Origin of the sequence: Ramlibacter sp. MMS24-I3-19 (assembly GCF_050320135.1) — a bacterium.
Taxonomy (GTDB): domain Bacteria; phylum Pseudomonadota; class Gammaproteobacteria; order Burkholderiales; family Burkholderiaceae_C; genus Ramlibacter.
In genome coordinates, this window is record NZ_CP190017.1 from 51,856 (window position 1) to 74,782 (window position 22,927).

General features: G+C 69.8%; 23 protein-coding genes. 7 read left to right on the plus strand and 16 right to left on the minus strand.

The window, feature by feature from the left end; genetic code table 11:
• The 7 genes from ACPWT1_RS00300 to ACPWT1_RS00330 form a co-directional block, all read right to left on the minus strand.
• Positions 1-1,107 (minus strand): S-(hydroxymethyl)glutathione dehydrogenase/class III alcohol dehydrogenase, encoded by a 1,107-nt coding sequence (locus tag ACPWT1_RS00300; protein WP_427913456.1) that lies wholly within the window; start codon positions 1,105-1,107, stop codon positions 1-3.
• A gap of 92 nt (positions 1,108-1,199) precedes the next feature.
• Positions 1,200-2,060 carry an alpha/beta fold hydrolase gene (locus ACPWT1_RS00305; RefSeq protein WP_427913457.1) on the minus strand — a complete coding sequence of 287 codons (861 nt, stop codon included), beginning with the start codon at positions 2,058-2,060 and terminating at the stop codon, positions 1,200-1,202.
• 56 nt (positions 2,061-2,116) lie between these two features.
• A complete protein-coding gene (locus tag ACPWT1_RS00310; protein ID WP_427913458.1) occupies positions 2,117-2,713 on the minus strand; it encodes a hypothetical protein in 597 nt (198 codons plus the stop codon).
• Positions 2,714-2,909: 196 nt separating this feature from the next.
• The gene (locus ACPWT1_RS00315) at positions 2,910-3,617 is read right to left on the minus strand and encodes a response regulator transcription factor (protein WP_427913459.1); all 708 of its coding nucleotides are present in this window, start codon (positions 3,615-3,617) and stop codon (positions 2,910-2,912) included.
• A 110-nt stretch (positions 3,618-3,727) separates the two neighbouring features.
• Complete coding sequence (locus tag ACPWT1_RS00320; RefSeq protein WP_427913460.1) at positions 3,728-4,927, minus strand: MFS transporter; 1,200 nt, start codon at positions 4,925-4,927, stop codon at positions 3,728-3,730.
• 120 nt (positions 4,928-5,047) lie between these two features.
• Positions 5,048-6,229, minus strand: a complete 1,182-nt coding sequence (locus ACPWT1_RS00325; protein WP_427913461.1) for an ABC transporter substrate-binding protein — start codon at positions 6,227-6,229, stop codon at positions 5,048-5,050.
• Between the two features lie 89 nt (positions 6,230-6,318).
• Positions 6,319-7,992, minus strand: coding sequence for an FAD-dependent oxidoreductase (locus tag ACPWT1_RS00330; protein WP_427913462.1), 1,674 nt, complete (start codon positions 7,990-7,992; stop codon positions 6,319-6,321).
• A gap of 83 nt (positions 7,993-8,075) precedes the next feature.
• On the opposite strand from ACPWT1_RS00330, the gene ACPWT1_RS00335 reads away from it, so the two are divergent.
• From ACPWT1_RS00335 to ACPWT1_RS00355, 5 genes are read left to right on the plus strand one after another with little or no spacing between them, the layout of a single operon-like run.
• Positions 8,076-8,792, plus strand: a complete 717-nt coding sequence (locus ACPWT1_RS00335) for a 3-oxoacid CoA-transferase subunit A (RefSeq protein ID WP_427913463.1) — start codon at positions 8,076-8,078, stop codon at positions 8,790-8,792.
• Positions 8,789-9,436, plus strand: coding sequence for a 3-oxoacid CoA-transferase subunit B (locus ACPWT1_RS00340; RefSeq protein WP_427913464.1), 648 nt, complete (start codon positions 8,789-8,791; stop codon positions 9,434-9,436). The genes ACPWT1_RS00335 and ACPWT1_RS00340 overlap by 4 nt, the downstream gene beginning before the upstream one ends.
• Entirely contained in the window at positions 9,433-10,494 is a 1,062-nt protein-coding gene (locus ACPWT1_RS00345; protein WP_427913465.1) for a maleylacetate reductase, read from the plus strand. The genes ACPWT1_RS00340 and ACPWT1_RS00345 overlap by 4 nt, the downstream gene beginning before the upstream one ends.
• A gap of 33 nt (positions 10,495-10,527) precedes the next feature.
• A complete protein-coding gene (locus tag ACPWT1_RS00350; RefSeq protein ID WP_427913466.1) occupies positions 10,528-11,367 on the plus strand; it encodes an intradiol ring-cleavage dioxygenase in 840 nt (279 codons plus the stop codon).
• A 44-nt stretch (positions 11,368-11,411) separates the two neighbouring features.
• The gene (locus tag ACPWT1_RS00355; RefSeq protein ID WP_427913467.1) at positions 11,412-12,029 is read left to right on the plus strand and encodes a nuclear transport factor 2 family protein; all 618 of its coding nucleotides are present in this window, start codon (positions 11,412-11,414) and stop codon (positions 12,027-12,029) included.
• Positions 12,030-12,032: 3 nt separating this feature from the next.
• On the opposite strand, the gene ACPWT1_RS00360 is transcribed toward ACPWT1_RS00355, so the two are convergent.
• From ACPWT1_RS00360 to ACPWT1_RS00395, 8 genes are read right to left on the minus strand one after another with little or no spacing between them, the layout of a single operon-like run.
• Positions 12,033-12,593, minus strand: a complete 561-nt coding sequence (locus tag ACPWT1_RS00360) for a hypothetical protein (RefSeq protein ID WP_427913468.1) — start codon at positions 12,591-12,593, stop codon at positions 12,033-12,035.
• Between the two features lie 38 nt (positions 12,594-12,631).
• Entirely contained in the window at positions 12,632-12,997 is a 366-nt protein-coding gene (locus ACPWT1_RS00365; RefSeq protein WP_427913469.1) for a hypothetical protein, read from the minus strand.
• A gap of 17 nt (positions 12,998-13,014) precedes the next feature.
• On the minus strand, positions 13,015-13,254 hold the full coding sequence (locus tag ACPWT1_RS00370; RefSeq protein ID WP_427913470.1) for an acyl carrier protein: 240 nt from the start codon (positions 13,252-13,254) through the stop codon (positions 13,015-13,017).
• Complete coding sequence (locus ACPWT1_RS00375) at positions 13,251-14,390, minus strand: dihydrolipoamide acetyltransferase family protein (protein WP_427913471.1); 1,140 nt, start codon at positions 14,388-14,390, stop codon at positions 13,251-13,253. Before ACPWT1_RS00375 ends, ACPWT1_RS00370 begins: the two co-directional genes overlap by 4 nt.
• Positions 14,391-14,392: 2 nt before the next feature.
• Complete coding sequence (locus ACPWT1_RS00380) at positions 14,393-15,385, minus strand: alpha-ketoacid dehydrogenase subunit beta (protein WP_427913472.1); 993 nt, start codon at positions 15,383-15,385, stop codon at positions 14,393-14,395.
• Positions 15,382-16,392, minus strand: a complete 1,011-nt coding sequence (gene pdhA / locus ACPWT1_RS00385) for a pyruvate dehydrogenase (acetyl-transferring) E1 component subunit alpha (RefSeq protein WP_427913473.1) — start codon at positions 16,390-16,392, stop codon at positions 15,382-15,384. The genes ACPWT1_RS00380 and pdhA overlap by 4 nt, the downstream gene beginning before the upstream one ends.
• Positions 16,389-18,170 (minus strand): acetate--CoA ligase, encoded by a 1,782-nt coding sequence (acsA, locus tag ACPWT1_RS00390; protein WP_427913474.1) that lies wholly within the window; start codon positions 18,168-18,170, stop codon positions 16,389-16,391. Before acsA ends, pdhA begins: the two co-directional genes overlap by 4 nt.
• Positions 18,171-18,226: 56 nt before the next feature.
• Positions 18,227-19,240: a hypothetical protein gene (locus tag ACPWT1_RS00395; protein ID WP_427913475.1), complete on the minus strand. Its 1,014-nt coding sequence runs from the start codon at positions 19,238-19,240 to the stop codon at positions 18,227-18,229.
• A 191-nt stretch (positions 19,241-19,431) separates the two neighbouring features.
• Here ACPWT1_RS00395 and ACPWT1_RS00400 point away from each other — a divergent pair, with 191 nt between their 5' ends.
• Positions 19,432-20,229, plus strand: a complete 798-nt coding sequence (locus ACPWT1_RS00400) for a CBS domain-containing protein (RefSeq protein WP_427913476.1) — start codon at positions 19,432-19,434, stop codon at positions 20,227-20,229.
• A gap of 27 nt (positions 20,230-20,256) precedes the next feature.
• On the plus strand, positions 20,257-21,246 hold the full coding sequence (locus ACPWT1_RS00405) for a ribose-phosphate diphosphokinase (protein ID WP_427913477.1): 990 nt from the start codon (positions 20,257-20,259) through the stop codon (positions 21,244-21,246).
• A 39-nt stretch (positions 21,247-21,285) separates the two neighbouring features.
• Here the strand turns inward: ACPWT1_RS00405 and groL are convergent, their stop codons facing one another.
• Entirely contained in the window at positions 21,286-22,917 is a 1,632-nt protein-coding gene (gene groL / locus ACPWT1_RS00410) for a chaperonin GroEL (protein ID WP_427913478.1), read from the minus strand.
• Between the last annotated feature and the right edge of the window lie 10 nt (positions 22,918-22,927).

A 22,927-nucleotide genomic window follows, 5' to 3' on the forward strand; every position in this document is an offset into this window, starting at 1 on the left:
TCAGTACACCACCACGGAGCGGATCGACTCGCCCTTCTTCATCAGCTCGAAGCCGCGGTTGATGTCCTCGAGCGCGAGCTTGTGCGTGATCAGGTCGTCGATGTTGATCTTGCCTTCCATGTACCAGTCGACGATGCGGGGCACGTCGGTGCGGCCCCGTGCACCGCCGAACGCGGAGCCTTTCCATTGGCGTCCCGTGACCAGCTGGAAGGGCCGGGTACTGATCTCGGCGCCGGCTTCGGCCACGCCGATGATGATGCTCTGGCCCCAGCCCTTGTGGCAGCACTCGAGCGCCTGCCGCATCGTGGTGGTGTTGCCGATGCATTCGAAGCTGTAGTCCGCGCCGCCGTCGGTCAGCTGCACGACGGCATCGACGATGTTGGCGTGCTCCTTCGGGTTCAGGAAGTGCGTCATGCCGAACTTGCGCGCCATGGCTTCGCGCGCGGGGTTGAGGTCGATGCCGATGATCCTGTCCGCACCCACCATCTTCGCGCCCTGGATCACGTTGAGGCCGATGCCGCCGAGGCCGAACACCACCACGTTCGCTCCCGCTTCCACCCTGGCGGTGTAGATGACGGCCCCCACGCCCGTGGTGACGCCGCAGCCGATGTAGCAGACCTTGTCGAACGGCGCATCGCCGCGGATCTTCGCCAGCGCGATCTCGGGCGCGACGATGTGGTTGCTGAAGGTCGAGGTGCCCATGTAGTGCAGGATGGGCTTGCCCTTCAACGAGAAGCGCGAGGTGCCGTCGGGCATCAATCCCCTGCCCTGCGTGGCGCGGATCGACTGGCAGAGGTTCGTCTTGCGCGACAGGCAGAACTTGCATTGCCGGCATTCGGGCGTGTAGAGCGGGATCACGTGGTCGCCCGGCTTCAGCGTGGTGACGCCGGCGCCGACCTCGAGCACCACGCCGGCGCCTTCATGGCCCAGCACGGCGGGAAACTGGCCTTCGGGATCGGCGCCCGAGAGCGTGTAGTAGTCGGTGTGGCAGATCCCGGTCGCCTTGATCTCGACCAGCACTTCGCCGGCGCGCGGGCCGTCGAGGTCGAGTTCTTCGATCGTGAGTGGCTGGCCGGCCTGCCAGGCCACCGCGGCGCGTGTCTTCATCGTGTGCCCTTGGAAGAGATTGCGTGCAATGCGAGGACCCGTAGCTTCGCAGCGATCCGGACATCCGTGGGGCGATCGCGCGGCTCAGTCAGTCAGCGCGCGTCGAGCAGCCGCAGCAGTTCGCGATTGAAGGTCTCCGCACCTTCGTACTGCACCCAGTGGCCCGCCTGCGGAACGAGCACCAGCTCACCAAAGTTCGGCATCCGGCCGAGCAGCTCGCGCAGCTCGCCCAGGTGTCCGGCATAGAGCTGGTCGCACTCGCCCCAGATCCCGTCCACCCGGCAGCGCAGGGCGGGCAGCGTCCTTGCGAGGATGTCGGTCCTGGCCATGCGCCTGCGCCGCACGCGGTCGCGGGCCAGGTTGGCCGCATGCAAGCGCACCGCGAAGTCGTCGATGTGCGCCGGGTCGTGCAGCATGAGCTCGCGCATGTTCTCCCGGTGGACCCGGTCCCGCGCCGCCTGCTCCTGCAGATGGCGCCAGTCCTTCAGGCGCAGCGCCTCGGCACGAAGCCCGAACCCGGGAGCCCCTGCGAGCACGAGGTGCTGCACCAGGCCCGGATGCGCGGCCGCGACCAGCCCGGCCAGCATGCCGCCGAACGAGAAGCCGGCGACGTCACTGCCGGCGACGCCCACCATCTGGCGCAGGGCCGCGGCCACTGGTTCGACCATTCCATCCGCGTCCACGATGCCCGGTGCGGCGACCGAATCGCCGAAGCCCGGCAGGTCGGGAACGAGGACGAGCCGCCCGCTTGCGGCGAGCGGCTCGACGTTGCGCAGCCAGTGCGTCCAGCTGCCGCTGCCGCCATGCATGAGGACGAGCGGCTTTGCGCCTGTGTCTCCCCATTCGTGCCAAGCGATCCTGGTGTCCCCGTGCACGGTCTCCCGGGGCCGGGAGCGGGAAAGGACACGCAGCGCGGCCGGCGGAAGATCGTGGGAGAGCGGGGGCATCGTCATCGAGGCGAGCCTACCAGCGGCCACCTGCGTGGGTGGCGCTGGTCCCGCTGCCGCTGCTACCGCATGGCACCCACGGGTTGAAGTTGCATGCGCTGCCGCTGTGCCCAGGTCGTCACCAGCGTCATCGTGAGGAAGCCGCCGACCACCAGCATCGGCCAGCCCGCCATGATCTCCACCAGCGAGAACTTCCAGTTGAGCGGACGGCCGACGCCGAGCATCGCGGCGTAGAGCCAGGACGCCGCGGACACGGCGCCGACGAACACGGACAGCATGCGCGGGCCGAACTGCAGCCGCAGCAGCGAGCCGGCCTTCTGCAGCGCCGGAAGGACGTGGCGCTCGAGCACGACGCCATTGAGCGTGAGCAGCACCACGACGGCGATCTTGGCCTGCAGCTTCGGGTTGAGCAGCGTCTGCATGCCCTTGGTGACCGCGTCGAAGCCGACCAGGGCCAGGCCCGTCACCCACAGGACCGAGAGTGTCCACACGAGCGTGCGGTGCAGCCCGCGCAGCTCGCTGGGGTCGAGCGTGCCACGCCCGCCGGCGACGAGTTCGCGCACCAGCTGCAGGTCGCTCATGAAGACCGTGCCGATCGCGATGCAGCACGCGAGAAGGTGGACATACACGATGCCCATGCGGATCAATTCCAGTTTCATCGGAGTTCCTTCGAGGTTGGTTGGTTGTGCACCCTGCGCAGGGCGGGTGCACTATCGCGAAACTGCTGAGCTTCTCTATGGCCGAGTTGCAAGCGCTGGTGACTGCATGCGCCCATGCGGATCACCTGGTTGCAATTGGCGGATATCCGGCGCCGCGTGGCGCGGGGCCTGGACGCGGATGCGCGCCCGCGCGCGGTCAGGCGCTGCGCGCTTCGAGCACGTAGCCTTCGCTGCGCACGGTGCGGATGATGTTCCGGTGCTCGCCCAGCTTGGACCGGATGCTGGAGATCGCCGTGTCGATGCTGCGCACGGACAGGTCGATGCCGGGCGCGTGCGCGAGTTCGAGCAGCCGCTCGCGGGAGACGACGTCGCCCGCGTGGTCCATCAGCGCGCCCACGATCCGGTTCTCGTGGTTGGTCAGCACGATGGTGTCGGTGCCCACCGTGAGACGGCGCATCGGCTCGTCGTGCTGGCAAGTCGCGGTCCGGGGTCCTTGCGGCCACGCGTCGGCGTGCCGGCGGTGGACCGCCCTGATGCGGGCCACCAGCTCGCGGGCCTGGAACGGCTTGGAGACGTAGTCGTCGGCCCCGCGTGACAGCCCCTCGACGCAGCTGTCGGCGTCGTCGGCAGCAGTCAGCATGATCACGGCACGTTCAGGCATGCGCTCCTTGGACCAGCTGCACAGGTCCATGCCGGGTTCGTCGGGCAGCATGAGGTCCAGCAGCACGACGTCGAAGGATCGCCGCGCCAGCATGGTCTTCATCTGCGCGCCGGTGCTGGCCACCTCGACGTCCATGCCGAAGTCCTGCAGGAATTCGCAGAGCAGTTGCCGGGTCGAGGAGTCGTCGTCGACGGCCAGGACCGAGAGGCCCGCGTGGGGCCCGGATGTACGAAGACTGTCCATCCAGCAAGACTAGCTCGACAATGCCTGGGTTTTGTGAGCAGTCCGTAACGGGCCTGATACAACACACGGGCCCGCTTCGAGACCCTGGCCGGGCTCGCGCTGACCTCCTGTTACCTCGCGTGCCGCATCGCCGCGATCGGCAGCCGCAGTTCCCCCATTGCCCAGACCCCGAGTGCCGCCGCCGCCATCGCCGCGCCGATGGCGCACGTGCCGGGCCAGCCATAGCGCGCATAGGCGGGCCCCGTGAGCGCGGAGCCCACCGCCCCGCCCGCGAAGTACAGGGTCATGTAGACGGTGGTGAGACGACTGCGCGCCGCGGGATCGAGCCGGTACACCTCGCTCTGGTTGGAGATGTGCGAGCCCTGCAGGCCCAGGTCCAGCAGGATCACGCCGGCGATCAGCGCTGCCACCGAGTGCGTGCCCGCGAGCAGGAAAGCCCAGCTCACGACGACCAGGAGCACGAAGGCGCCGGTCGACACGCGTGCCCAGCCCTGGTCCGCCAGCCGTCCGGCGAAGCGCGCGCTCATCGCACCGATTGCGCCCACGAGCGCCACCGCGCCGATCACGGCCTCGCTGGCCTGCCACTCGCTCTTGAGCATGAACGCCATCGACGTCCAGAACGCCGCGAAGGCGCCGAAGCACAAGCCGCCGATCAGGCCACGGCGGCGCAGCACGGGCTGGGTGGCGAACAGGTGCAGGATGGACTTCAGCAGCGCGCCGTAGCCGCCTTGCGTGCGCGGCGCGATGCGCGGCAGGCGCCGCTGGCAAGTCCAGCAGAAGAAGGCCATGAGCACCGCTGCGACCAGGTACACCGCGCGCCAGCCGGCCACGTGCGCGATCAGCCCGGCGGCAAAGCGCGCGAGCAGGATGCCGATCAGCAGGCCGCTCATCACGCTGCTCACCACGCGACCCCGCCGCTCGGGCGGCGCCATGTCCGCCGACAGCGGCACGAGGATCTGCGCAGCGACCGTGCAGGTGCCCAGCACCACCGCGATGGCCATCAGCACATGGAAATCCGGTGAGAGCGCCATCGCCGCGAGGAACACCGTGTTGAGGGCCGTGCAGCCCACGAGCAGGCGGCGGCGCTCCACCAGGTCACCGAGCGGAACCAGGAACATGAGGCCGACGATGTAGCCCAGCTGGGTGACCGTGATGAGGAAGGCCGCCTGCGTGGACCCGATGCCGAACGTCTGCGCGAACAGCGGCAGCAGCGGCTGGGCGAAGTAGTTGCTTGCGACGCAGAGGCCGGCGCCGGCGGCCATGAGGCGGACCAGGCCCGGCGTCAGGGTGTCGGAAGAAGGGGAAGGCATGCAGCGGGCAAAGCGCGCAAGCATACGGCTTCCGCTTCGCCGGCCGTGAATCGCGGCGCGATCACGGCTGCGGCACATGCGACGGACTCAGGGCGCGGCCCGTGCGCCCGGACCCGGCAATCACTTCGCCTTGCCAGGATCCTTCACGGCCTTCTCGGTCTCGAACTCCACGTTGTACAGCTTGCCGTTCACGCGCTCGACCTTGCGGATGTAGACGTTCTGGATGATGTCGCGCGTCTGCGGGTCGATCTCCACCGGGCCGCGCGGGCTTTCGAACTTCTGGCCCTTCATGGCGTTGACGAGCGCTTCGCCGCCGGCGCCGTGCGTGGCCTTCAGGCCTTCCATGATCACGCGCATGCCGTCATAGCCGCCGACCGCCATGAAGCTGGGACGCATGCCCTTGGTCGCCTTCTCGACGCCCTCGACGAATTTCTTGTTGAGGGCCGAGTTGTGCGCGGCCGAGTAGTGGTGCGAGGTGATCGTGCCCAGGGCCACGTCGCCCATCTGGCCGAGCACGTCGTCGTCGACGATGTCGCCCGGGCCCAGCAGCTTGATGCCGGCCTTGTCCATCCCGCGTTCGGCGAACTGCTTCATGAAGACCGCCGCGGAATCGCCCGCCGGCAGGAACACGAAGATCGCGTCGGGCTTGGCGTCCATCGCGCGCTGAAGGAACGGCGAGAAATCGTTGGTGACCATCGGCATGCGCAGGGCCGAGACGACCTCGCCGCCCTTGGCCGTGAAGCGCTCCTTGAACGAGGTCTCGGCGTCGACGCCGGGCGCGAAGTCCGACACCAGCGAGACGACCTTCTTCACCTTGTTGTTGGCCGCCCATTCGGCGACGGGAACCGTCACCTGCGGCAGCGTCATGCTGGTGCGCACGATGTAGGGCGACTTCTCGGTGATCGACGACGTGGCGGCGTTCATCACCACCATGGGCGTCTTGCTTTGCGTCGCCACCGGTGCGGTCGCGAAGGCCTGCGGCGACAGGCCGAAGCCGGCGATCACGGCCACCTTGTCGTTGACCACCAGTTCCTGCGCCAGCTTGCGCGTGGTGTTGGGCACGCCCGTGTCGTCCTTCAGCACGATCTCGACCTTGCGGCCGTCCACGGTGTCACCGTGTTGCGCGAGGTACAGCGACACGCCGGCATCGATCTGGCGGCCCATGTACGAGAACGGCCCGGTCATGGGCACGATCAGGCCGATCTTGATCGGGTCCGCTGCCGCGGCCGGGAAGGCCGCGACGACAGCGGCGGCGGCGATGGCGACGGCCGAGGCACGCGTGACGAGGTGTCGGAAGGTCATGGTTCGAAAGCTCCTCTTTTGCAGGTCCAAGGATGCGATGGTTCGGGCCCGGTCCGTGAGAGGGTGAACCATAGGCCGCAGCGCGAGGCTCATGGGGACGCGGTCCGGCCGGTGACGCGGGCCAGGACCGCGGCCGCCTCGCCGGCGCTGCTGCCCCTCCAGGCCACGATCTGGTCGGGCCGGATCAGGGCCAGGGGCGCCTCGTAAAGCGCGCGCAACCGCTCGCTGCGCAGGCGCAGCACCCGCAAGTCCAGGTGGACGTGCGCCGCCGCGGACTCGAATGCGTCCGTCGCCGGCGCATCGTCCCCGAGCGCGAGCAGCGTCCACTCCGGCCCGAACAGGTCGTACAGCGAGCGCCCGTCCTCCAGCCATTGGTGCGGCGGACGTCCACCCGGGCACGCCGTCGGGACGTAGATGCCCGGTTCGTCCGGCGGCGGGCTGGTGCCGTCCTTCGCGATCACCGGCGATGCGTCGTAGCGGCCGCCGAAGGTCACGCCCGGGATGTTGAATTCGAGCCGCGCGTGCTGGTCCAGGTACTCGGCGGCCAACTGGCGCTCGCGTTCGCCTTCCGGCGAGGCCTCTTCCAGCTCGGGCCTGGCGCGAAACAGGCCCACCGAGTCCGCGAACCGTCGTGCATAAGCGGTGTTGCGGATGGCCAGCGGCTTGCGTTCCGCTTCGTACGAATCCAGCAGCGCCAGCGGCGCCTGCCCGCGCAACACGGCGGCCAGTTTCCACGCGAGGTTCACCGCGTCCTCGACCGCCGTGTTGTAGCCGAGGCCACCGGTGGGCGTGAACAGGTGGGCCGCATCGCCGCCGATGAACACCCGGCCACCCTGGAAGCGCTTCGCCACCAGCGCATGGCCCGCCATCCACGTGCCGGTGGACAGCACCTCGATCGGAACTTCGGTTCCGACGAGCTCGGCGAAGATGCGTCGCGCCTCGGCTTCGCCCCAGCCGTCCGCATCCTCGCCCGGATGCAGCGCCGCATGGCAGGCGAACTCCGAGACGCCGTCGACCGAGGCCATGAACGCACGCCGCTGCGCGTTGACCGCGACATACATCCACGCCTTCGGATGCCGCAGCACCGAGAGGAACTGCGGGGCTCGCAGGTACATGGCGAACATCTTGCCGCCCATGAAGTCGCGCGACATCCCGGTCTCGCCCTCCCAGTCGATGCCCAGCGCACGGCGCACCGAGCTGCGCGGGCCGTCGGCGCCGACGAGGAACTGCGCGCGCACCTGGACGGTCTCGCCCTCGCCCACCGGCCTCACGGTGGCTTCCACGCCGTCACCGACCTCGGAGAACTGCTCCAGTCTCCAGCCATAGCGCACGTCGGCCGAAGCCCAGCTCTCGGCATGGCGGCGCAAGGCGGCCTCGACGAACTTCTGCGACACGCGGTGCGGAAGCTCCGCGGCGCTCCACGACCCGCTCATCGACTTGATCTTCTCGACGGCCTGCGCCGCCGTCGGCAAGCTGATGCGTGCCAGGTCGTAGCCGGCATAGCGCGTCATGTAGACGATGTCGGTGGCATGGTCGGGCGGCAGACCGAGCGCGCGGATCTCGTGAGCGAAGCCCAGCCGGCGGAAATGCTCCATCGTGCGCGCCTGGGTCGCATTCGCCTGCGGATTGAAGGCAGTGCCCTGCTTCTGGTCGACCAGCAGGCAGCGGATGCCCCGGCGTCCGAGTTCGTTGGCCAGCATCAGGCCGCAGGGGCCGCCGCCCGCGATGAGGACTTGCGTGTCGGTGCCGTGGAGGGATTGCATCGTCGTTCTTTTCGCTCGCGTCACATTGTCGGGCAGCGGTCCTTGCGAGAATGCGCGCCGAAGCCCATTCCGAGGACTCTCCCATGATCGACAAGATCGCCCCGTCCGTGGCGCATGCGCTGGACGGCGTGCGCGACGGCGCCACCGTGCTGGTTGGCGGCTTCGGCACGGCAGGCATTCCGAGCCAGCTGATCGACGGCCTCATCGCGACCGGCGCGAAGGACCTCACCGTCGTCAACAACAACGCGGGCAACGGCGACCACGGCCTGGCCGGGCTGCTGAAGGCCGGGCGCGTGCGCAAGATCATCTGCAGCTTCCCGCGCCAGGCCGACAGCCACGTGTTCGATGCGCTGTACCGCAGCGGCAGGATCGAGCTGGAGCTCGTGCCCCAGGGCAACCTCGCCGAACGCCTGCGGGCCGCGGGCGCCGGCATCGGCGCGTTCTTCTGTCCCACCGGCTACGGCACGCCGCTGGCCGAGGGCAAGGAGACCCGCGTGATCGACGGCAAGCCCTACGTGCTGGAGTACCCGATCCGGGGCGACCTGGCCCTGATCAAGGCCGAGCGCGGCGACCGCTGGGGCAATCTCACGTACCGCAAGGCGGCGCGCAACTTCGGGCCGGTGATGGCGATGGCGGCGCGCGTGACCGTGGCCAGCGTGCACGAGATCGTGCCGCTGGGCGCGCTCGATCCGGAGACCGTGGTCACGCCCGGCATCTTCGTCACCCATGTCGTGCAGGTGCCGCGCACGGCCACGCAGGCCGGCGGCTTCCAGCGCGCCGCCACGGGAGCTACCGCATGACCAGCTACCGCAAGCGCAGCAACGAGGAACTGGCCCGCCGCGTGGCGCAGGACATGCCCGATGGCGCGTACGTGAACCTGGGCATCGGCATGCCGACCCTCGTGGCCAACCACCTGCCCGCGGGCATCGAGATCGTGCTGCACAGCGAGAACGGCATCCTCGGGATGGGAACCGCGCCGCCGGCGGACCAGGAGGACTACGACCTGATCAACGCCGGCAAGCAGCCCGTGACGCTGCTGCCCGGCGGCAGCTTCTTCCACCACGCCGACAGCTTCGCGATGATGCGCGGCGGCCACCTCGACATCTGCGTGCTGGGCGCGTTCCAGGTGTCGGCCACGGGCGACCTGGCCAACTGGCACACGGGCGAGAAGGACGCGATTCCCGCAGTCGGCGGTGCGATGGACCTGGCCACCGGCGCGCGCGAGACGTGGGTGATGATGAGCCTGCTGACCAAGGACGGCCGCAGCAAGCTGGTGGAGCGCTGCACTTACCCGCTGACGGGCCTGGCGTGCGTGCGACGGGTGTACACGGACGTGGCCACGTTCGAGTGCACGCCGCAGGGCGCGCGTCTCGTCGATTGCGTGGAGGGCGTCTCGCGCGCCGACCTGGAGCAATGGACCGGGCTCACCCTCCTGGGCGCATGAAACGCTTCAGCTACACCAGCCAGCCTGCACGCGTGGTGTTCGGCGCCGGCAGCCTGTCGCAGCTCGGCACCGAGATCGAGCGGCTGGGTGCGCAGCGCGCGCTGGTGCTGTCCACGCCGGAGCAGCGATCGTCGGCCGAGCGTGTCGCCGAGATGCTCGGGCCACGGGCCGCGGGCGTGTTCGATCGCGCAGTGATGCACGTGCCCATCGAGACGGCGCGCGAGGCGCGTGAGGTGGCCCGACGCGTCGGCGCCGACTGCGCGGTGGCCATCGGCGGTGGTTCGACCACGGGCCTCGGCAAGGCGATCGCGCTCGACTCGGGTCTTCCGATCCTCGCGATCCCGACAACGTATGCCGGCAGCGAAATGACGCCGATCTACGGAATCACCGAGGGCGGGATGAAGAAGACCGGGCGCGACCTGAAGGTGCTTCCGCGCACCGTGCTGTACGACCCGGAACTCACGCTCGGCCTGCCCGTGGGCCTGAGCATCACCAGCGGCATCAATGCGATCGCGCATGCGGCCGAGGGGTTGTATTCGGCCGAAGGCAATCCGGTGATGGACCTGATGGCCGAAGAAGGCATCGCTTCGCTCGGCCGCGCCCTGCCCGGCATCCGCCGCGATCCCGCGGACCTCGAGGCGCGCAGCCAGGCGCTGTATGGCGCATGGCTGTGCGGCACCGTGCTGGGCAACGTGGGCATGGCGCTGCACCACAAGCTGTGCCACACCCTGGGCGGCAGCTTCAACCTTCCGCACGCGGAGACGCACACGATCGTGCTGCCGCATGCGCTGGCCTACAACGCGAGCTGCGCCCGCGACGCGATGGCGCGCATCGCCCAAGCCCTGGGCGGCACCAGCGCCGCCCAGGCCGTGTTCGACCTGGCGGCGGACAACGGCGCGCCGATTGCCCTGCGCGACATCGGGCTGAAGGCCGGGGACGTCGACCGCGCGTGCGACCTCGCCTTGCAGAACCAGTATCCGAATCCGCGTCCGCTGGAACGCGCGGCGATCAGGCAGCTGCTGCAGGATGCGTACGAAGGACGGCGTCCGTCGCACTGAGCCGCGCTTCCAATCGCTTTCGAGGAAGGAACCATGCGCAACCTCAACCAGGACACCATCACGCAGGCGGTCATCGACCGCTTCGCCGACACACCCGATCCCCGGCTGAAGGAGATCATGACCAGCCTGGTGCGGCACCTGCACGCCTTCGCGCGCGACGTGAAGCTCACCGAGGCCGAGTGGTTCCAGGGCATCGAGTTCCTCACCCGCACGGGGCACATCACCGACGACAAGCGCCAGGAATTCATCCTGCTGTCCGACACGCTCGGCCTGTCGATGCTCACGGTGGCGATGAACAACGACAAGCCGGCCGGGTGCACCGAAGCGACGGTGTTCGGGCCCTTCTATGTCGAGGGCGCGCCCGAGTACGAGCTGGGTGCCGACGTGGCCAACGGCGCGGCCGGCATCCCGTGCGAGGTGCGCGGACACGTGCGCGGCCTGAACGGAGAACCCGTCCCGGGCGCGGAGATCCACGTCTGGCAGGCCGATGCCGAAGGCACGTACGACGTGCAGCGCGCCGGGCTCCAGGGTGCGCAGGCACGCGGCACGCTGCGCACCGGCCCGGATGGTGAGTACCACTTCAAGTCGATCCTTGCGGAGTCGTACCCGATCCCGCACGACGGACCGGTGGGCGACATGCTGGAGGCCACGCGCCGGCACCCGTGGCGTCCGGCGCACCTGCACTTCATGATCAAGGCGCCGGGCTACAAGACGCTGATCACGCATGTCTTTCGCAACGGCGACAAGTACCTCGATTCGGATGCGGTGTTCGCGGTGCGCGAATCGCTGATTGCCGACTGGGTGCGGCAGCCCGATGGCAGCTACCTGGTCGATTACGACTTCGTGCTCAACCCGGTGGACGGGCACCGCTGACGCCGAGCCCGCGCGCCACCCGAACCCTCAGAAGGAGACACCTCGTGGACAGTGCGATGACCGACAAGCTGTTGATCCGGGAGATGGTGGAGCGCTGGGCCGTGTGGCGCGACGCCGGCGACTGGGAGCGCTTCGCGACCGTGTGGCACCCGGACGGCGTGATGATGGCGACCTGGTTCCAGGGCTCGTTCAGGGACTTCATCCGCGTGACGCAGGAAGGCTGGAGCAAGGGCGTCAGCATCCTGCACTTCCTGGGCGGCTCCGCCATCGACGTGGCCGGCGACCGGGCGATCGCGCAGACCAAGATGACCATCTCGCAGCGCGGCGTGGTGGAGGGAACGGCCGGCCCGGTGCTGTGCGACGTGGTGTGTACCGGGCGCTTCCACGACTTCGTCATCCGCCACGAAGGTGAATGGAAGTTGATCCACAGGCAACCGATCTACGAGAAGGATCGCATCGATCCGGTCGACCCGAGCGCGGTGTTGAAGCTGGATGCGCAGGCGCTGGCTGCGTTCCCGGAAGGCTATCGGCACCTCGCGTACATCCAGACGCGCATCGGCTACAAGGTCAAGCTGGACATGCCGATGTTGAAGGGCCCCGTCGTCGAGGAGCTCTATCGGCGTGGAGAACGATGGCTCAAGGGCGGTGCGCTGGAGCGGTGACGCTCACTCGCGCCTGCCAGCAAAGGCGCGGCCCAACTCCACAAGGAACTCCTCGCGCTGCGCGTGCGGCAGCCGGTCGATGCCCGCCGCCGATTGGCGCCCGCTGCCACCGAAGCGGCGACACAGGACGTCGGCGCCCACCGGCACGGTCCGCGGCGCCCGCACGCTCACGACGTCGTACCCCGCGAGCGTTTCGCGCAGCACTGCGTGGGCCACATCCGGTTCGCGCTGGCTGAGAACGTTGGCGTAGGAGCCCAGCACACGCCGGGCCCAGGGGGCATCGGGCAGCACATGCAAGCTGCTGCCGCCCACTGCCACCCGTTCAGCCTGCGCGTCGGCGCGCGCGAGGTCCACCGCGCGATGCCGCGCCAGCTCGCGCGCGAGTTGCTCGCTCGCGATGAACGCCAGCGGGTCGGCATAAGGGCGCAACCGCTGGTACAGATCGGCGGGCGCCACCAGCAAGTCGTCGATGCCGTCGCCGTAAGCGTTGTAGTTGATGCTTTCTCCGAGGTCGCGCAGTGCCTGCACGGACTCGCGGTCGAGCCGCAGTTCGCCTGCCAGCATCCCAGCCTCGTGTGGCAGGTTGTCGCCGAAGGCACCAACTATGGCCCACGCGCGATGCCGACCGCGAGGTGCCGATCGACCAGCAGGCTGGTGCAGGTGTCGCCCGCAGGGTCGATCGTCAGTCGCAGGCCCGGGTGCACGGGCAGTTCGCCGGCGAAGTGATGGTCGATGTACTCGATCTCCACGCCGCGCGCGAGCAGGGCCAGCAGGCTGTCCCGGTTGCGGTCCAGCGAGACGTCCAGCACCGTGACCGTGTCTCCGGCGCGCGCAGGCACGCGTTGCAGCAGTGCGATGTCGCGCTTCACGCCCGTCACCAGCGTTCCCGCGCGCGGTTGCGCCAGCCTCATCTGGTGCAGTGCGCAGATGCCATCCGCATCCCCATTGAAGACGTCCCAGTGACTCATCGCGCGCCAGCTTCCTCTCAGCGGGGCGCCAGGTACGCCAGCAAGCCGTGCAGCGTGTACAGGCGCGGCGTGTCCGCCTCGGGAATCGGTCGGCCCGAGCGCTCGCTGAGGCCCGCCACGAAGTTGAGGAAGTCCATCGAGTCCAGGTCCAGGGCGGCGCGCAGGTCCTCGTCACCGCGCAGCGACGCCAGGTCGGCATCAGGCGCGATGCCGGCGAGGACCTCGGCGGCCAGGGTGCGCGCGTCATCTTCGGTCATGGAACGCTCCGTCCGAGTTCTGCCGGTCGCTGCAAGGCCGCATCCAGCACGGCGAGGAACTGCGCGCCCAGATGCCCGTCTGTCGCGCGGTGGTCCGCCGCCAGGCTGGCCTGCACGCAGGAGCGCACGACGAGCTCCCCGCCGGCCACCCGAGGGCGCTGCGCGACGCGCCCGAAACCGATCACCGCCAGCTGCGGCGGATAGACGATCCCGAGCACGCCGTCGACACCGCGCTCCCCGAGATTGGTCACGGTCACCGTGGAGTCGCTCAGTTCCGAGCTGCGCAGGCCGCCACTGCGCGCGCGCTGCACCAGGTCGCGCAGCGCCACCATCAGCTGCGCCAGGTCGCGCCGATCGGCATCGTGCACCGCCGGCACGATCAGTCCACCTCCGCGCAGGGCCACCGCCCAGCCGACATGCACCGAGGGCGAGAGCTGGACCCCGCCATCGCGGTAGAAGCCGTTGAACTGGGGCACCTTGGCCAGCGCAACGGCCGTGGCCTTCAGCAGCATCACGGCCGGCAGCAGGCGCTGCGCGGGATCGCGCTGCGCGTTGTACGCCGCCAGCCAGCGTTCGGCCGGATCGAAGTCGATCTCCTGCGTCAGGTAGTAGTGCGGGATCTCGCGCTTGGAGCGGGCCATGGCAGCGGCAATGGCCGCACGCATCTGCGACGGGTCGAACGCACGCGGCGATGGAACTGCCGCGGCAGGCGCGGGACCACGCTGGCCGACGCGTTCCACGTCGGCCAGCGAGATGCTGCCATCGGCCCCGGTGCCGTGCACGGCGCACAGGTCGACGCCCAGTTCCTCGGCGCGCCGCCGCGCTGCCGGGCTGGCCCTGGCGCGCACACCGGCAGGGCTCGCCGCCACCGCGATCGGCGCGGCCGCAGCCGGCCCCACTTCGCCATCGGCCAGGACCCGCGCCAGCACAGCACCCACGGGCAGTTCGGTGCCGAGCGGCACCAGGTCCTGCAGCACGCCGTCGAGGAAGATCTCCACGTCGATGGCACCCTTCTGCGTTTCGACCACGGCGACCACGTCGCCCGGCTTCACGCGCGCGCCCTGCTGCACGCACCACTGGACCAGGCGTCCCTTCTCCATGTCCGCGCCCAGGGCCGGCATCCGGAACTCCTGCATCGTCACACCTTCCCGGGCAGCAGCCCGCGTGCGGCGGCCACGATCCCCTCCACCTGCGGCAGCGCGGCCTGCTCCAGGTGCGCCGGATACGGCATGGGGACTTCGCGGCCGCACACGCGCCGCACGGGCGCGTCCAGCTCGTACAGGCAGTTCTCCGCGAGGCGAGCCGCCAGTTCGGCCGAGAGCGAGCCGCTGCGCCAGCCTTCGTCGACGACCAGGCAGCGGTGCGTGCGCGCCACCGAGGCCGCCACGGTTTCGTCGTCGACGGGCCGCAGGACCCGCAGGTCGATGACTTCGGCCTGCACCCCCTCCCCGGCCAGCTGCCCGGCTGCGGCGAGCGACTTCTGCAGCCCCGCGCCGAAGGAGACGATCGTGATGTCGCTGCCCTGGCGGCGCACGCGCGCATGCGCCAGATCGACCTGGTTGCTGCGGGCGTCGACAGTTTCCTCGAGCGCGTACAAGCCGATGTGCTCGAACAGCAGCACCGGATTGCAGTCGGCCAGAGCCGCCGCCAGCATGAAGCGCGCGTCCTCCACCGTGCCGGGCGCGAGCACCTTCAGCCCCGGGATGTGCGCGAACCAGCCCTCCAGGCTGTGCGAATGCTGGGCCGCGAGCTGGCGGCCCGCCCCGGTCGCCATGCGGATCACCAGCGGAACAGCGAACTGGCCGCCGGACATGTGCGAAAGCGTCGCTGCGTTGTTCAGGATCTGGTCCAGGGCGAGCAGGCTGAAGTTGCAGGTCATGATCTCCACGATCGGCCGCAGCCCCGCCAGCGCCGCGCCCACGCCCATGCCCACGAATCCGTTCTCTGCCAGGGGCGTGTCGACGATGCGCTCGGGCCCGAATTCGTCGAGCAGCCCCTTGGTGACCGCATAGCAGCCGCCGTACTTGCCGATGTCCTCCCCGAGCACGAAGGTGCGCGGGTCCGCCAGCAGGGCATCGCGAATGGCCTGCCTGCAGGCTTCGCGGAACGTGAGGCGCTCCGGGGACGTCATGGCCGCCCTCCCTCACGTGCCTCCTGCGGGACGTGGTCCATGGACACGAAGCGCTCCAGCTCCTCGACCGGCTCGGGGGTGCCCGCCCTGGCGAACGCCACGGCGGCAGCGAGTTCATGCTCCACGGTCTGGTCCACGTCGGTGAGCTGCGCTTCGGTGGCGTGACGGTTGTCCAGCATCCAGCGACGCAGGCGGGCGATCGGATCGCGCCCTCGCCAGTCCTCCACCTCTTCCCGGGTCCGGTAGGCCTGGACATCGAACATCGAGTGGGCGCGGAAGCGGTAGGTGCGGCACTCGAGAAAGAACGGCCCTTCACCAGCGCGCATGTGTGCCACCCCGCGGGCTGCGGCCGCCTCCACCGCCACCACGTCCATGCCGTCGACGCTGGTGGCGGGCATGCGGTACGCCTCGGCCCGGCGGTGGATCTCGGGCTCGGCGTCGGCATCCGCCAGCGGCGTGCCCATCGCGTAGAGGTTGTTCTCGCAAACGAACAGCAGCGGCAGGCGCCAGAGCGAGGCGAGGTTCATGGTTTCGTGGAACGCGCCCTCCGTGACGGCCCCTTCGCCGAAGAAGCAGGCGGTGACCGACCCGCGGCCGAGCCGGCGGTCCGCCAACGCGATGCCCGCGGCCAGCGGGAGCCCGCCTGCCACGATGGCGTTGCCGCCGAAGAAGCGGCGCCCGGCGTCGAAGACGTGCATGGAGCCGCCGCGCCCGCGACAGCAGCCCTCCTGCCGCCCCAGCATCTCGGCCATCAGGCGTTCCATCGGCACGCCGCGCGCGAGCGCCTGGCCGTGTTCGCGGTACGTGGCGACCACCGCATCACCCGGTTGCAGCGCCGACAGGACGCCGACCGCCACCGCCTCCTCGCCGTCGTACAGGTGCAGGTAGCCGCGGATCTCCTGCGCCTGGTACAGCTCGACGCACTTCGCCTCGAAGCGCCGGATCCGCAGCATCTCGCGGTACAGGTGCTGCAGGTGGTTGCGGTCCAGGTGGAGCTTGGCGTTCATGCGGCATCGCCCTCCAGCGTCGAGAGGTCGCCCTCGGGCAGCCCCAGCTCGCGCGCCTTGAGCAGGCGGCGCATGATCTTCCCGCTGCGGGTGCGGGGCAGGCCGGGCCGGAAGTCGATCTCCTTGGGTGCCACCGCGGCGCCCAGCCGCCGCCGCGCATGCGCCAGCAACTCGCGCCGCAGCGGTTCGCCCGGCTCCCAGCCCGGCTTGAGTGCGACGAACGCCTTCACGATCTCGCCCGCTACGGAGTCGGGCTTGCCGATCACGCCGGCCTCGGCGACGGCGGGATGCTCTATCAGCGCGCTTTCCACCTCGAACGGACCGATCAGGTGGCCGGACGACTTGATGACGTCGTCGCCCCGACCGACGAACCAGTAGTAGCCCTCATCGTCGCGCTTGGCAAGGTCGCCCGTCAGGTACCAGCCGTCGGCGAAGCACTTGCGATAGCGCTCCTCCTCGTGCAGGTAGCCGCGCATCATCGAAGGCCATGGCGCCTTCAGCGCAAGCTCGCCGTCGATCATCGGCGTGTCGACCACCTCCACGCCGCCGGCCCCGGTGCGATGCACGATCGCCGCCTGGATGCCGGGCAGCGGCCTGCCCATCGACCCGGGCTTGATGTCCATCGCCGCGTAGTTCGCGACCATGATGCCGCCCGTCTCGGTCTGCCACCAGTTGTCGTGGAAAGGCAAGCCGAAAGCCTCCTGACCCCACAGCACGGCCTCGGGATTCAGGGGCTCGCCGACGCTGGCCGCGAACCGCAGCGCGCCGAGGTCGCGTCCGCGCAGCGCCTCGGCCCCGAGCTTCATCATCATCCGGATCGCGGTGGGCGCGGTGTACCAGACCGTCACCCGCTCCCGCTCGAGCACGGAGTACCAAGACTGCGGATCGAACTCTTCTTCCACGACCACGCTCGTGACGCCGTTGGCGAGCGGCGCGAGGATGCCGTAGCTGGTCCCCGTCACCCAGCCCGGGTCGGCCGTACACCAGAACACGTCGTCGTCATGCAGGTCCAGCGCATAGCGCCCCGTCACGGCATGGGCGAGGATCGCGTCGTGCGCGTGCAGCGCGCCCTTGGGCCGGCCGGTGGTCCCGCTGGTGAAGTGCAGCAGCGCGGCGCTGTCCGGATCCGTCGGGCCGATCTCGTGCACGGGCGAGGCCGACTCCACCAGGTCGCGCCAGCGACGCACGCCCGGCCCCTCGCAATCCCCCTCGCCCACGACGATCACGTGCTTCAGGCCGCACAGCCGGTCGCGCAGGCCGCGCAGCTTGCGCTGGTACAGGTCCGGCGTGGTGACGATCACCCGCGGGTCGGCCACCTCGGCCCGCGTGGCCAGCGGTTCCGGTCCGAAGGCGGAGAACAGCGGGGTTGCCACGCAGCGTGCCTTGAGCGTTCCGAGCACGGCGACGTGCAGTTCCGGCACCCGCCCCAGCATGACGAACACGCGCTCGCCAGGCTCCAGGCCCAGCTGCTGCAGTGCATTCGCGAAGCGGCTGGTCTGCACGGCCAGTTCGGCGAAGCTCAGGTCCCGCCGCGTCCCCCCGCGACCGATGCAGCGCAGCGCGGTCTTGCCGCCGCGGCCATGCAGGAGATGGCGATCGACGGCTTCGTGGGCCATGTTCACGCCACGACCGCCCGGCAGTCCGTCGAGGCTGGTGCGGCGCGCATCGTCCCAGCGGAACGAAGCGCACACCGCTTCGTACTCCAGCAGGTGTGGCGCCGGCCGCAGGCGTCCAGGATCCTTGCTGATGCGCACAGTGGCTTTGCGAGGGTCGTCCATGCACACACCTCCGCGATCCATCATGGACGCGTGCTGCGGTCGGCACTTGACGGTGGTCAAGTGCCGGCCGCGCGCGCATGTCGCTCGGCAAGCGCCAGGTAGCGCAGCGCCCGACACCGCCATTGCGGCGACGCGCGGTAGCGCTCTTCCTGCAGATGCAGGATGGCCAGCCGCGCCCGATGACACGCGCGGCAGCTCTGGTGGAAGTCCAGCAGTGCGGACGGCACCGGGTCGCCGCTCGCCGCCCGCCACGCATCGAGCAGCTCGCGCCCCAGCGCCGCGGCATGCACGCGCTCGCATTCGAGCGCGAGGAAGCCCACTTCGTCGGCAGCATCCTGCAGCCGCAGTTCGACCGAGAACTCCAGCGCGTCGATGATGGCCAGCGGCTTGCCGAGCCAGACGTGCTCCGGCCGCAGGTCGCCATGCCCTTCGACCACACGGCCGGCGGCCACGCGCGTGTCGAACAGGCTCGCGTGGTGCGCAAGGAAAGCGCGCTGCCAGGCACATAGCCAGTGCACGCGCGCCGCCGGCAATCCCCAGGCAGGCGACGCGAGGTCCTGCTCGTCCTCGTCGATGCGCCTCAGCAGCAGCACCCGGTACGCGCGCGCACCCAGTGGCGCAGCCGGCAGCATGTGGTGGAAGGCCGCCAACCGCCGGCCGATCGCCTGCATGTCCGTCGGCGTCGCCGCGTGCCGGGCCAGCAGCGCGTCCAGCAGCAGGTCCGACGGCAGGCGGCGCATCTTCACCAGCCAGTCCACTGGGGTGCCGGCATCCCCGACGCGCAGGCCGCCATCGGGCCGCAGGGCCAGCGGCGCGACGTCGAGGTAGACCGCCGGGGCCAGCCTGGCGTTCAGCCGCAGCTCCTCCAGGCAGTAGAAGTGGCGCGCGGCGATGCTGCGGAAATCGAGCGGCCCGAAATGCACCGGCTTCTTCAGCTTCCAGGCGTGCGTCTCCGTCAGGAAGACCCACGACATGTGGGTCTCGATCGCCTCGATGCGACCCACCGGCTCGCCATAGCAGCGCGGATCGCGCAGCGCGGCCACCTTGGCGGCCAGCGGCGGCTCGGCCAATGCGGGAGGCAGCGGCGCTTCAGGGTGCGCGCTCGACTCCGAAGTGCAGTCGTGTTGCCCATGGTGGCGAAGAGGATGCCCGGCAATCATCAAGCCATGCTCGCCACGCCGCGCGGGCCGGAGTTGAGGCAACGCAACTCGCGTGCGGGCCGGCCGGGCAAATCTTCGCCTGTCGTTCCAGGGGAGTTGACATGGAGTTGCCCGTCACCATCCGCTTCGTCGGTCTCGCGCCCGTCAGCGCGCTCGAGGATGAGATCCACGCCCAGGTGAACCAGCTCGCTCGGTTGCGGCCAGAGGCGATCGGGTGGCGCGTGACCGTGCAACGGCAGGAACCTCGGCAGCAACCGGGCGACTTGCTGTCCGTCCGGGTGGAACTTGCCCTGCCCGACCGCGATCTCGCCATCACCCGCAGCGACGAGGTCGACGCGAGCGCGGCGCTTCGCAAGGCGATGCAGGCCCTGCGCGGCGAGTTGCAGGCCGGCGCGCGACCAGGCGCACCCGCGCATGGGGCAGACGGCGCAGCGACACCGCTGACAGCGGCCGATGTCTGCACCCGCAGGGTGGTGTTCACCGACCGGGGCATGATGCTCGACGAGGCTGCGCGCCTGATGCGCTCGCACCACGTCGGCTCGCTGGTGGTGGTGGAGGAGCGCTCGCCCCGCGAGCGCATCGTCGTCGGCATGGTGACCGATCGCGACATCACGATGGCCGTCGTGGCGCTCGACCGCGACCCGCGGGCCTTCCGGGTGGCCGACATCATGAGTCGCGAAGTGGCCACCGTGCGCGAATCGGACTCGGTCCTCGACGTGCTCGCCTTGATGCGCCGCAAGAAGGTGCGGCGCGTGCCGGTGACCGGGCCGGGCGGCGAACTGGTCGGCCTGGTGGCGCTCGACGACATGCTGGCGGTCGTGGCGGAACAGATGCAGGCGCTCGGGGCGGCGGTGGGCGCGGCGCAGCGGCACGAACTGACGTCGACCAGCGCCGCCTGAACCGCGCCTCCTCGTGCGGCAACGACCATGGATCCCTCGGCACCAGTCCTGTTCGCTTTCCAATCCTCGCGTCCCTGGGCCGAACGCGTGGCGGCGCGTCTCGACTTGCCGCTCGCGCCGCTCGAGGAGCGGGATTTCGAGGACGGCGAGCACAAGACGCGACCGCTCGCCAGCGTGCGCGGACGCGACGTCTTCGTGCTGCACGCCATGCACGGGTGCGGCCCGCAAGGCGTGAACGACCGGCTCTGCCGGCTGCTGTTCTTCATCGGCGCGCTCAAGGATGCCGCGGCAGCGAGCGTGACGGCTGTCGTGCCTTACCTCGCGTACGCCCGCAAGGACCGCAAGACCAAGGCGCGCGACCCGGTGACCACCCGCTATGTCGCCGCGCTGTTCGAGGCGGTGGGAACCGATCGCGTTGTCGCGCTGGATGTGCACAATCTCGCCGCCTACCAGAACGCGTTCCGCTGCCGCAGCGAACACCTGGAGGCCTCGCACCTGTTCGCGTCCCATTTCGCAGGCCTGGTCGGGGGCAACCCGGTGGCCGTCGTCTCCCCGGATGCGGGCGGCATCAAGCGGGCCGAGCGTTTCCGCGAGGTGCTCGCCGCCACCCTGGGGCGACCGGTGGCTGCCGCATTCGCGGAGAAACACCGCAGCGAAGGCGTGTTGACCGGCGAGCTGGTCGTCGGTGACGTGCAGGGGCACCACGCCATCATCCTGGACGACCTCATCGCCACCGGAGGCACCCTTGCGCGCACTGCACGTGCCTGCGTGGAGCTGGGCGCGACCCGCGTGGACGCGGCGGCAACGCACGGATTGTTTGTCGGCGATGCGCCGCGGGTGCTCGCGGACGACGCCCTCGCAGGCATCGTCGTGACCGACAGCGTGCCCCCGGACCGCCTGGCGGCGGGACCCGCCCGGGACAAGCTGACGGTGCTGCCCACCGACGGCCTCGTCGCCGAGGCGATCCGGCGCATCCACGCCGGCGGATCGCTCGTCGAACTGCTGGGCAATCCATGAATGAAGACCGCCGGGTCCGCCGACGCCTGCTCGTGAGACTCATTCCATGACCTGGTCCGGGGCCAGCCCTGGCGACCGTTCCGCCCCCTTCTTCGGCGCTTCGGCAATCACGCAGTCGACGGTCAGGATGAGGCTGGCAATCGAGCCCGCGTTCTGCAAGGCCAGTCGCGTGACCTTCGCGGGATCGATCACGCCCATCTCCACCAGGTCGCCGTATTCGCGCCGAGCCGCGTTGTAGCCGAAGCCACGCTGCGGGGATGCCTCGACCCGGTCCAGCACGATCGAGGGCTCCTGGGCCGCGTTCAGGACGATGCGCCGAAGCGGCTCCTCCAGCGCCCGGGCGACGATCTTCACCCCGGAGTCTTCGTCGAGCGTGGGCACGGTCAGGCCCTGCAGCGCCTTGCGCGCGCGCACCAGCGCCACCCCGCCGCCCGGCACGATGCCCTCCTCCACCGCGGCGCGCGTCGCATGCAGGGCGTCCTCGACCCGCAGCTTGCGTTCCTTCAACTCCGTTTCGGTGGCAGCCCCCACCTTGATCACGGCCACGCCGCCGGCGAGCTTGGCGATGCGCTCGTCCAGCTTCTCGCGGTCGTAGTCGCTCGTGACGTCCCGCTTCTCCTTCTTCAGCGCCTCGATGCGGTCGCGGATGCGCTGGGTGTCACCGGCGCCCCCGATGATGGTGGTGCCTTCCTTGTCGACCACGACACGGCGCGCGCGGCCCAGGTGCTCGAACTTCGCCTGCTCCAGGCCAAGTCCGACTTCCGGCGACAGCACCTGCCCGCCGGTGACGAGCGCGATGTCCTGCAGCATGGCCTTGCGGCGCTCGCCGAAGCCCGGTGCCTTGACGGCGCAGGTCTTGAGCACGCCACGCAGCGAGTTCACGACCAGGGTGGCCAGCGCGTCCGCCTCCACCTCCTCGGCGATCACCAAGAGCGGCGCGCCGGCCTTGGACGCCGCCTCGAGCAAGGGCACCAGGTCCTGCAGAGCGGACAGCTTCTGGTCGCACAGCAGCACGGCGGCATCGTCCAGGATGCACGACTGCCTTTCCGGATCGGTGACGAAGTACGCGGAGAGGAAGCCGCGGTCGAACCGCAGACCCTCGACCACCTCGAGCTCGCTGCTGATGCCCGAGCCATCCTCGATCGACACGGCGCCGTCGCGTCCCACCCGCTCCATCGCGCGCGCGACCAGCTCCCCGATCGACCCGTCGTTGTTGGCCGAGATGGTGGCCACGTGCGCGATCTCCTGCGCGCTGGCACAGGGCTGCGCCATCGCCTTCAGGTCCGCGACGACGAGGTCGATGGCGCGCTCCATGCCGCGCTTGAGGTCCATCGGGTTCATGCCGGCGGCCAGGTACTTCAGGCCCTCCTGCACCAGGGCGTGCGCCAGCACGGTCGCCGTGGTGGTGCCGTCGCCCGCGCTCTCGCTGGTGCGCGCGGCCACCTCGCGCAGCAGCTGGGCGCCCATGTTCTCGAAACGATCCTCCAGTTCCACGGCCTTGGCCACCACGACCCCGGAATTGACGATCTGCGGCGGCCCGAACTCGCGCTCCAGCACCACGGTGCGCCCGCGCGGGCCGAGGGTGACCTTGACCGCTTCCGCCAGGATGTCCAGCCCGCGCCGGATGCGGTCGCGGGCATCTTCGTGGAATGCGAGCTTCTTGGCTGCCATGGTGCGGACC

Excerpts from the sequence above, each read along its gene's own strand:
- ACPWT1_RS00300 (WP_427913456.1), bottom strand. The coding sequence starts at position 1,107 with ATGAAGACACGCGCCGCGGTGGCCTGGCAGGCCGGCCAGCCACTCACG.
- ACPWT1_RS00305 (WP_427913457.1), bottom strand. The coding sequence starts at position 2,060 with ATGACGATGCCCCCGCTCTCCCACGATCTTCCGCCGGCCGCGCTGCGT.
- ACPWT1_RS00310 (WP_427913458.1), bottom strand. The coding sequence starts at position 2,713 with ATGAAACTGGAATTGATCCGCATGGGCATCGTGTATGTCCACCTTCTC.
- ACPWT1_RS00315 (WP_427913459.1), bottom strand. The coding sequence starts at position 3,617 with ATGGACAGTCTTCGTACATCCGGGCCCCACGCGGGCCTCTCGGTCCTG.
- ACPWT1_RS00320 (WP_427913460.1), bottom strand. The coding sequence starts at position 4,927 with ATGCCTTCCCCTTCTTCCGACACCCTGACGCCGGGCCTGGTCCGCCTC.
- ACPWT1_RS00325 (WP_427913461.1), bottom strand. The coding sequence starts at position 6,229 with ATGACCTTCCGACACCTCGTCACGCGTGCCTCGGCCGTCGCCATCGCC.
- ACPWT1_RS00330 (WP_427913462.1), bottom strand. The coding sequence starts at position 7,992 with ATGCAATCCCTCCACGGCACCGACACGCAAGTCCTCATCGCGGGCGGC.
- ACPWT1_RS00335 (WP_427913463.1), top strand. The coding sequence starts at position 8,076 with ATGATCGACAAGATCGCCCCGTCCGTGGCGCATGCGCTGGACGGCGTG.
- ACPWT1_RS00340 (WP_427913464.1), top strand. The coding sequence starts at position 8,789 with ATGACCAGCTACCGCAAGCGCAGCAACGAGGAACTGGCCCGCCGCGTG.
- ACPWT1_RS00345 (WP_427913465.1), top strand. The coding sequence starts at position 9,433 with ATGAAACGCTTCAGCTACACCAGCCAGCCTGCACGCGTGGTGTTCGGC.
- ACPWT1_RS00350 (WP_427913466.1), top strand. The coding sequence starts at position 10,528 with ATGCGCAACCTCAACCAGGACACCATCACGCAGGCGGTCATCGACCGC.
- ACPWT1_RS00360 (WP_427913468.1), bottom strand. The coding sequence starts at position 12,593 with ATGCTGGCAGGCGAACTGCGGCTCGACCGCGAGTCCGTGCAGGCACTG.
- ACPWT1_RS00365 (WP_427913469.1), bottom strand. The coding sequence starts at position 12,997 with ATGAGTCACTGGGACGTCTTCAATGGGGATGCGGATGGCATCTGCGCA.
- ACPWT1_RS00370 (WP_427913470.1), bottom strand. The coding sequence starts at position 13,254 with ATGACCGAAGATGACGCGCGCACCCTGGCCGCCGAGGTCCTCGCCGGC.
- ACPWT1_RS00375 (WP_427913471.1), bottom strand. The coding sequence starts at position 14,390 with ATGCAGGAGTTCCGGATGCCGGCCCTGGGCGCGGACATGGAGAAGGGA.
- ACPWT1_RS00380 (WP_427913472.1), bottom strand. The coding sequence starts at position 15,385 with ATGACGTCCCCGGAGCGCCTCACGTTCCGCGAAGCCTGCAGGCAGGCC.
- pdhA (WP_427913473.1), bottom strand. The coding sequence starts at position 16,392 with ATGAACGCCAAGCTCCACCTGGACCGCAACCACCTGCAGCACCTGTAC.
- acsA (WP_427913474.1), bottom strand. The coding sequence starts at position 18,170 with ATGGACGACCCTCGCAAAGCCACTGTGCGCATCAGCAAGGATCCTGGA.
- ACPWT1_RS00400 (WP_427913476.1), top strand. The coding sequence starts at position 19,432 with ATGGAGTTGCCCGTCACCATCCGCTTCGTCGGTCTCGCGCCCGTCAGC.
- ACPWT1_RS00405 (WP_427913477.1), top strand. The coding sequence starts at position 20,257 with ATGGATCCCTCGGCACCAGTCCTGTTCGCTTTCCAATCCTCGCGTCCC.
- groL (WP_427913478.1), bottom strand. The coding sequence starts at position 22,917 with ATGGCAGCCAAGAAGCTCGCATTCCACGAAGATGCCCGCGACCGCATC.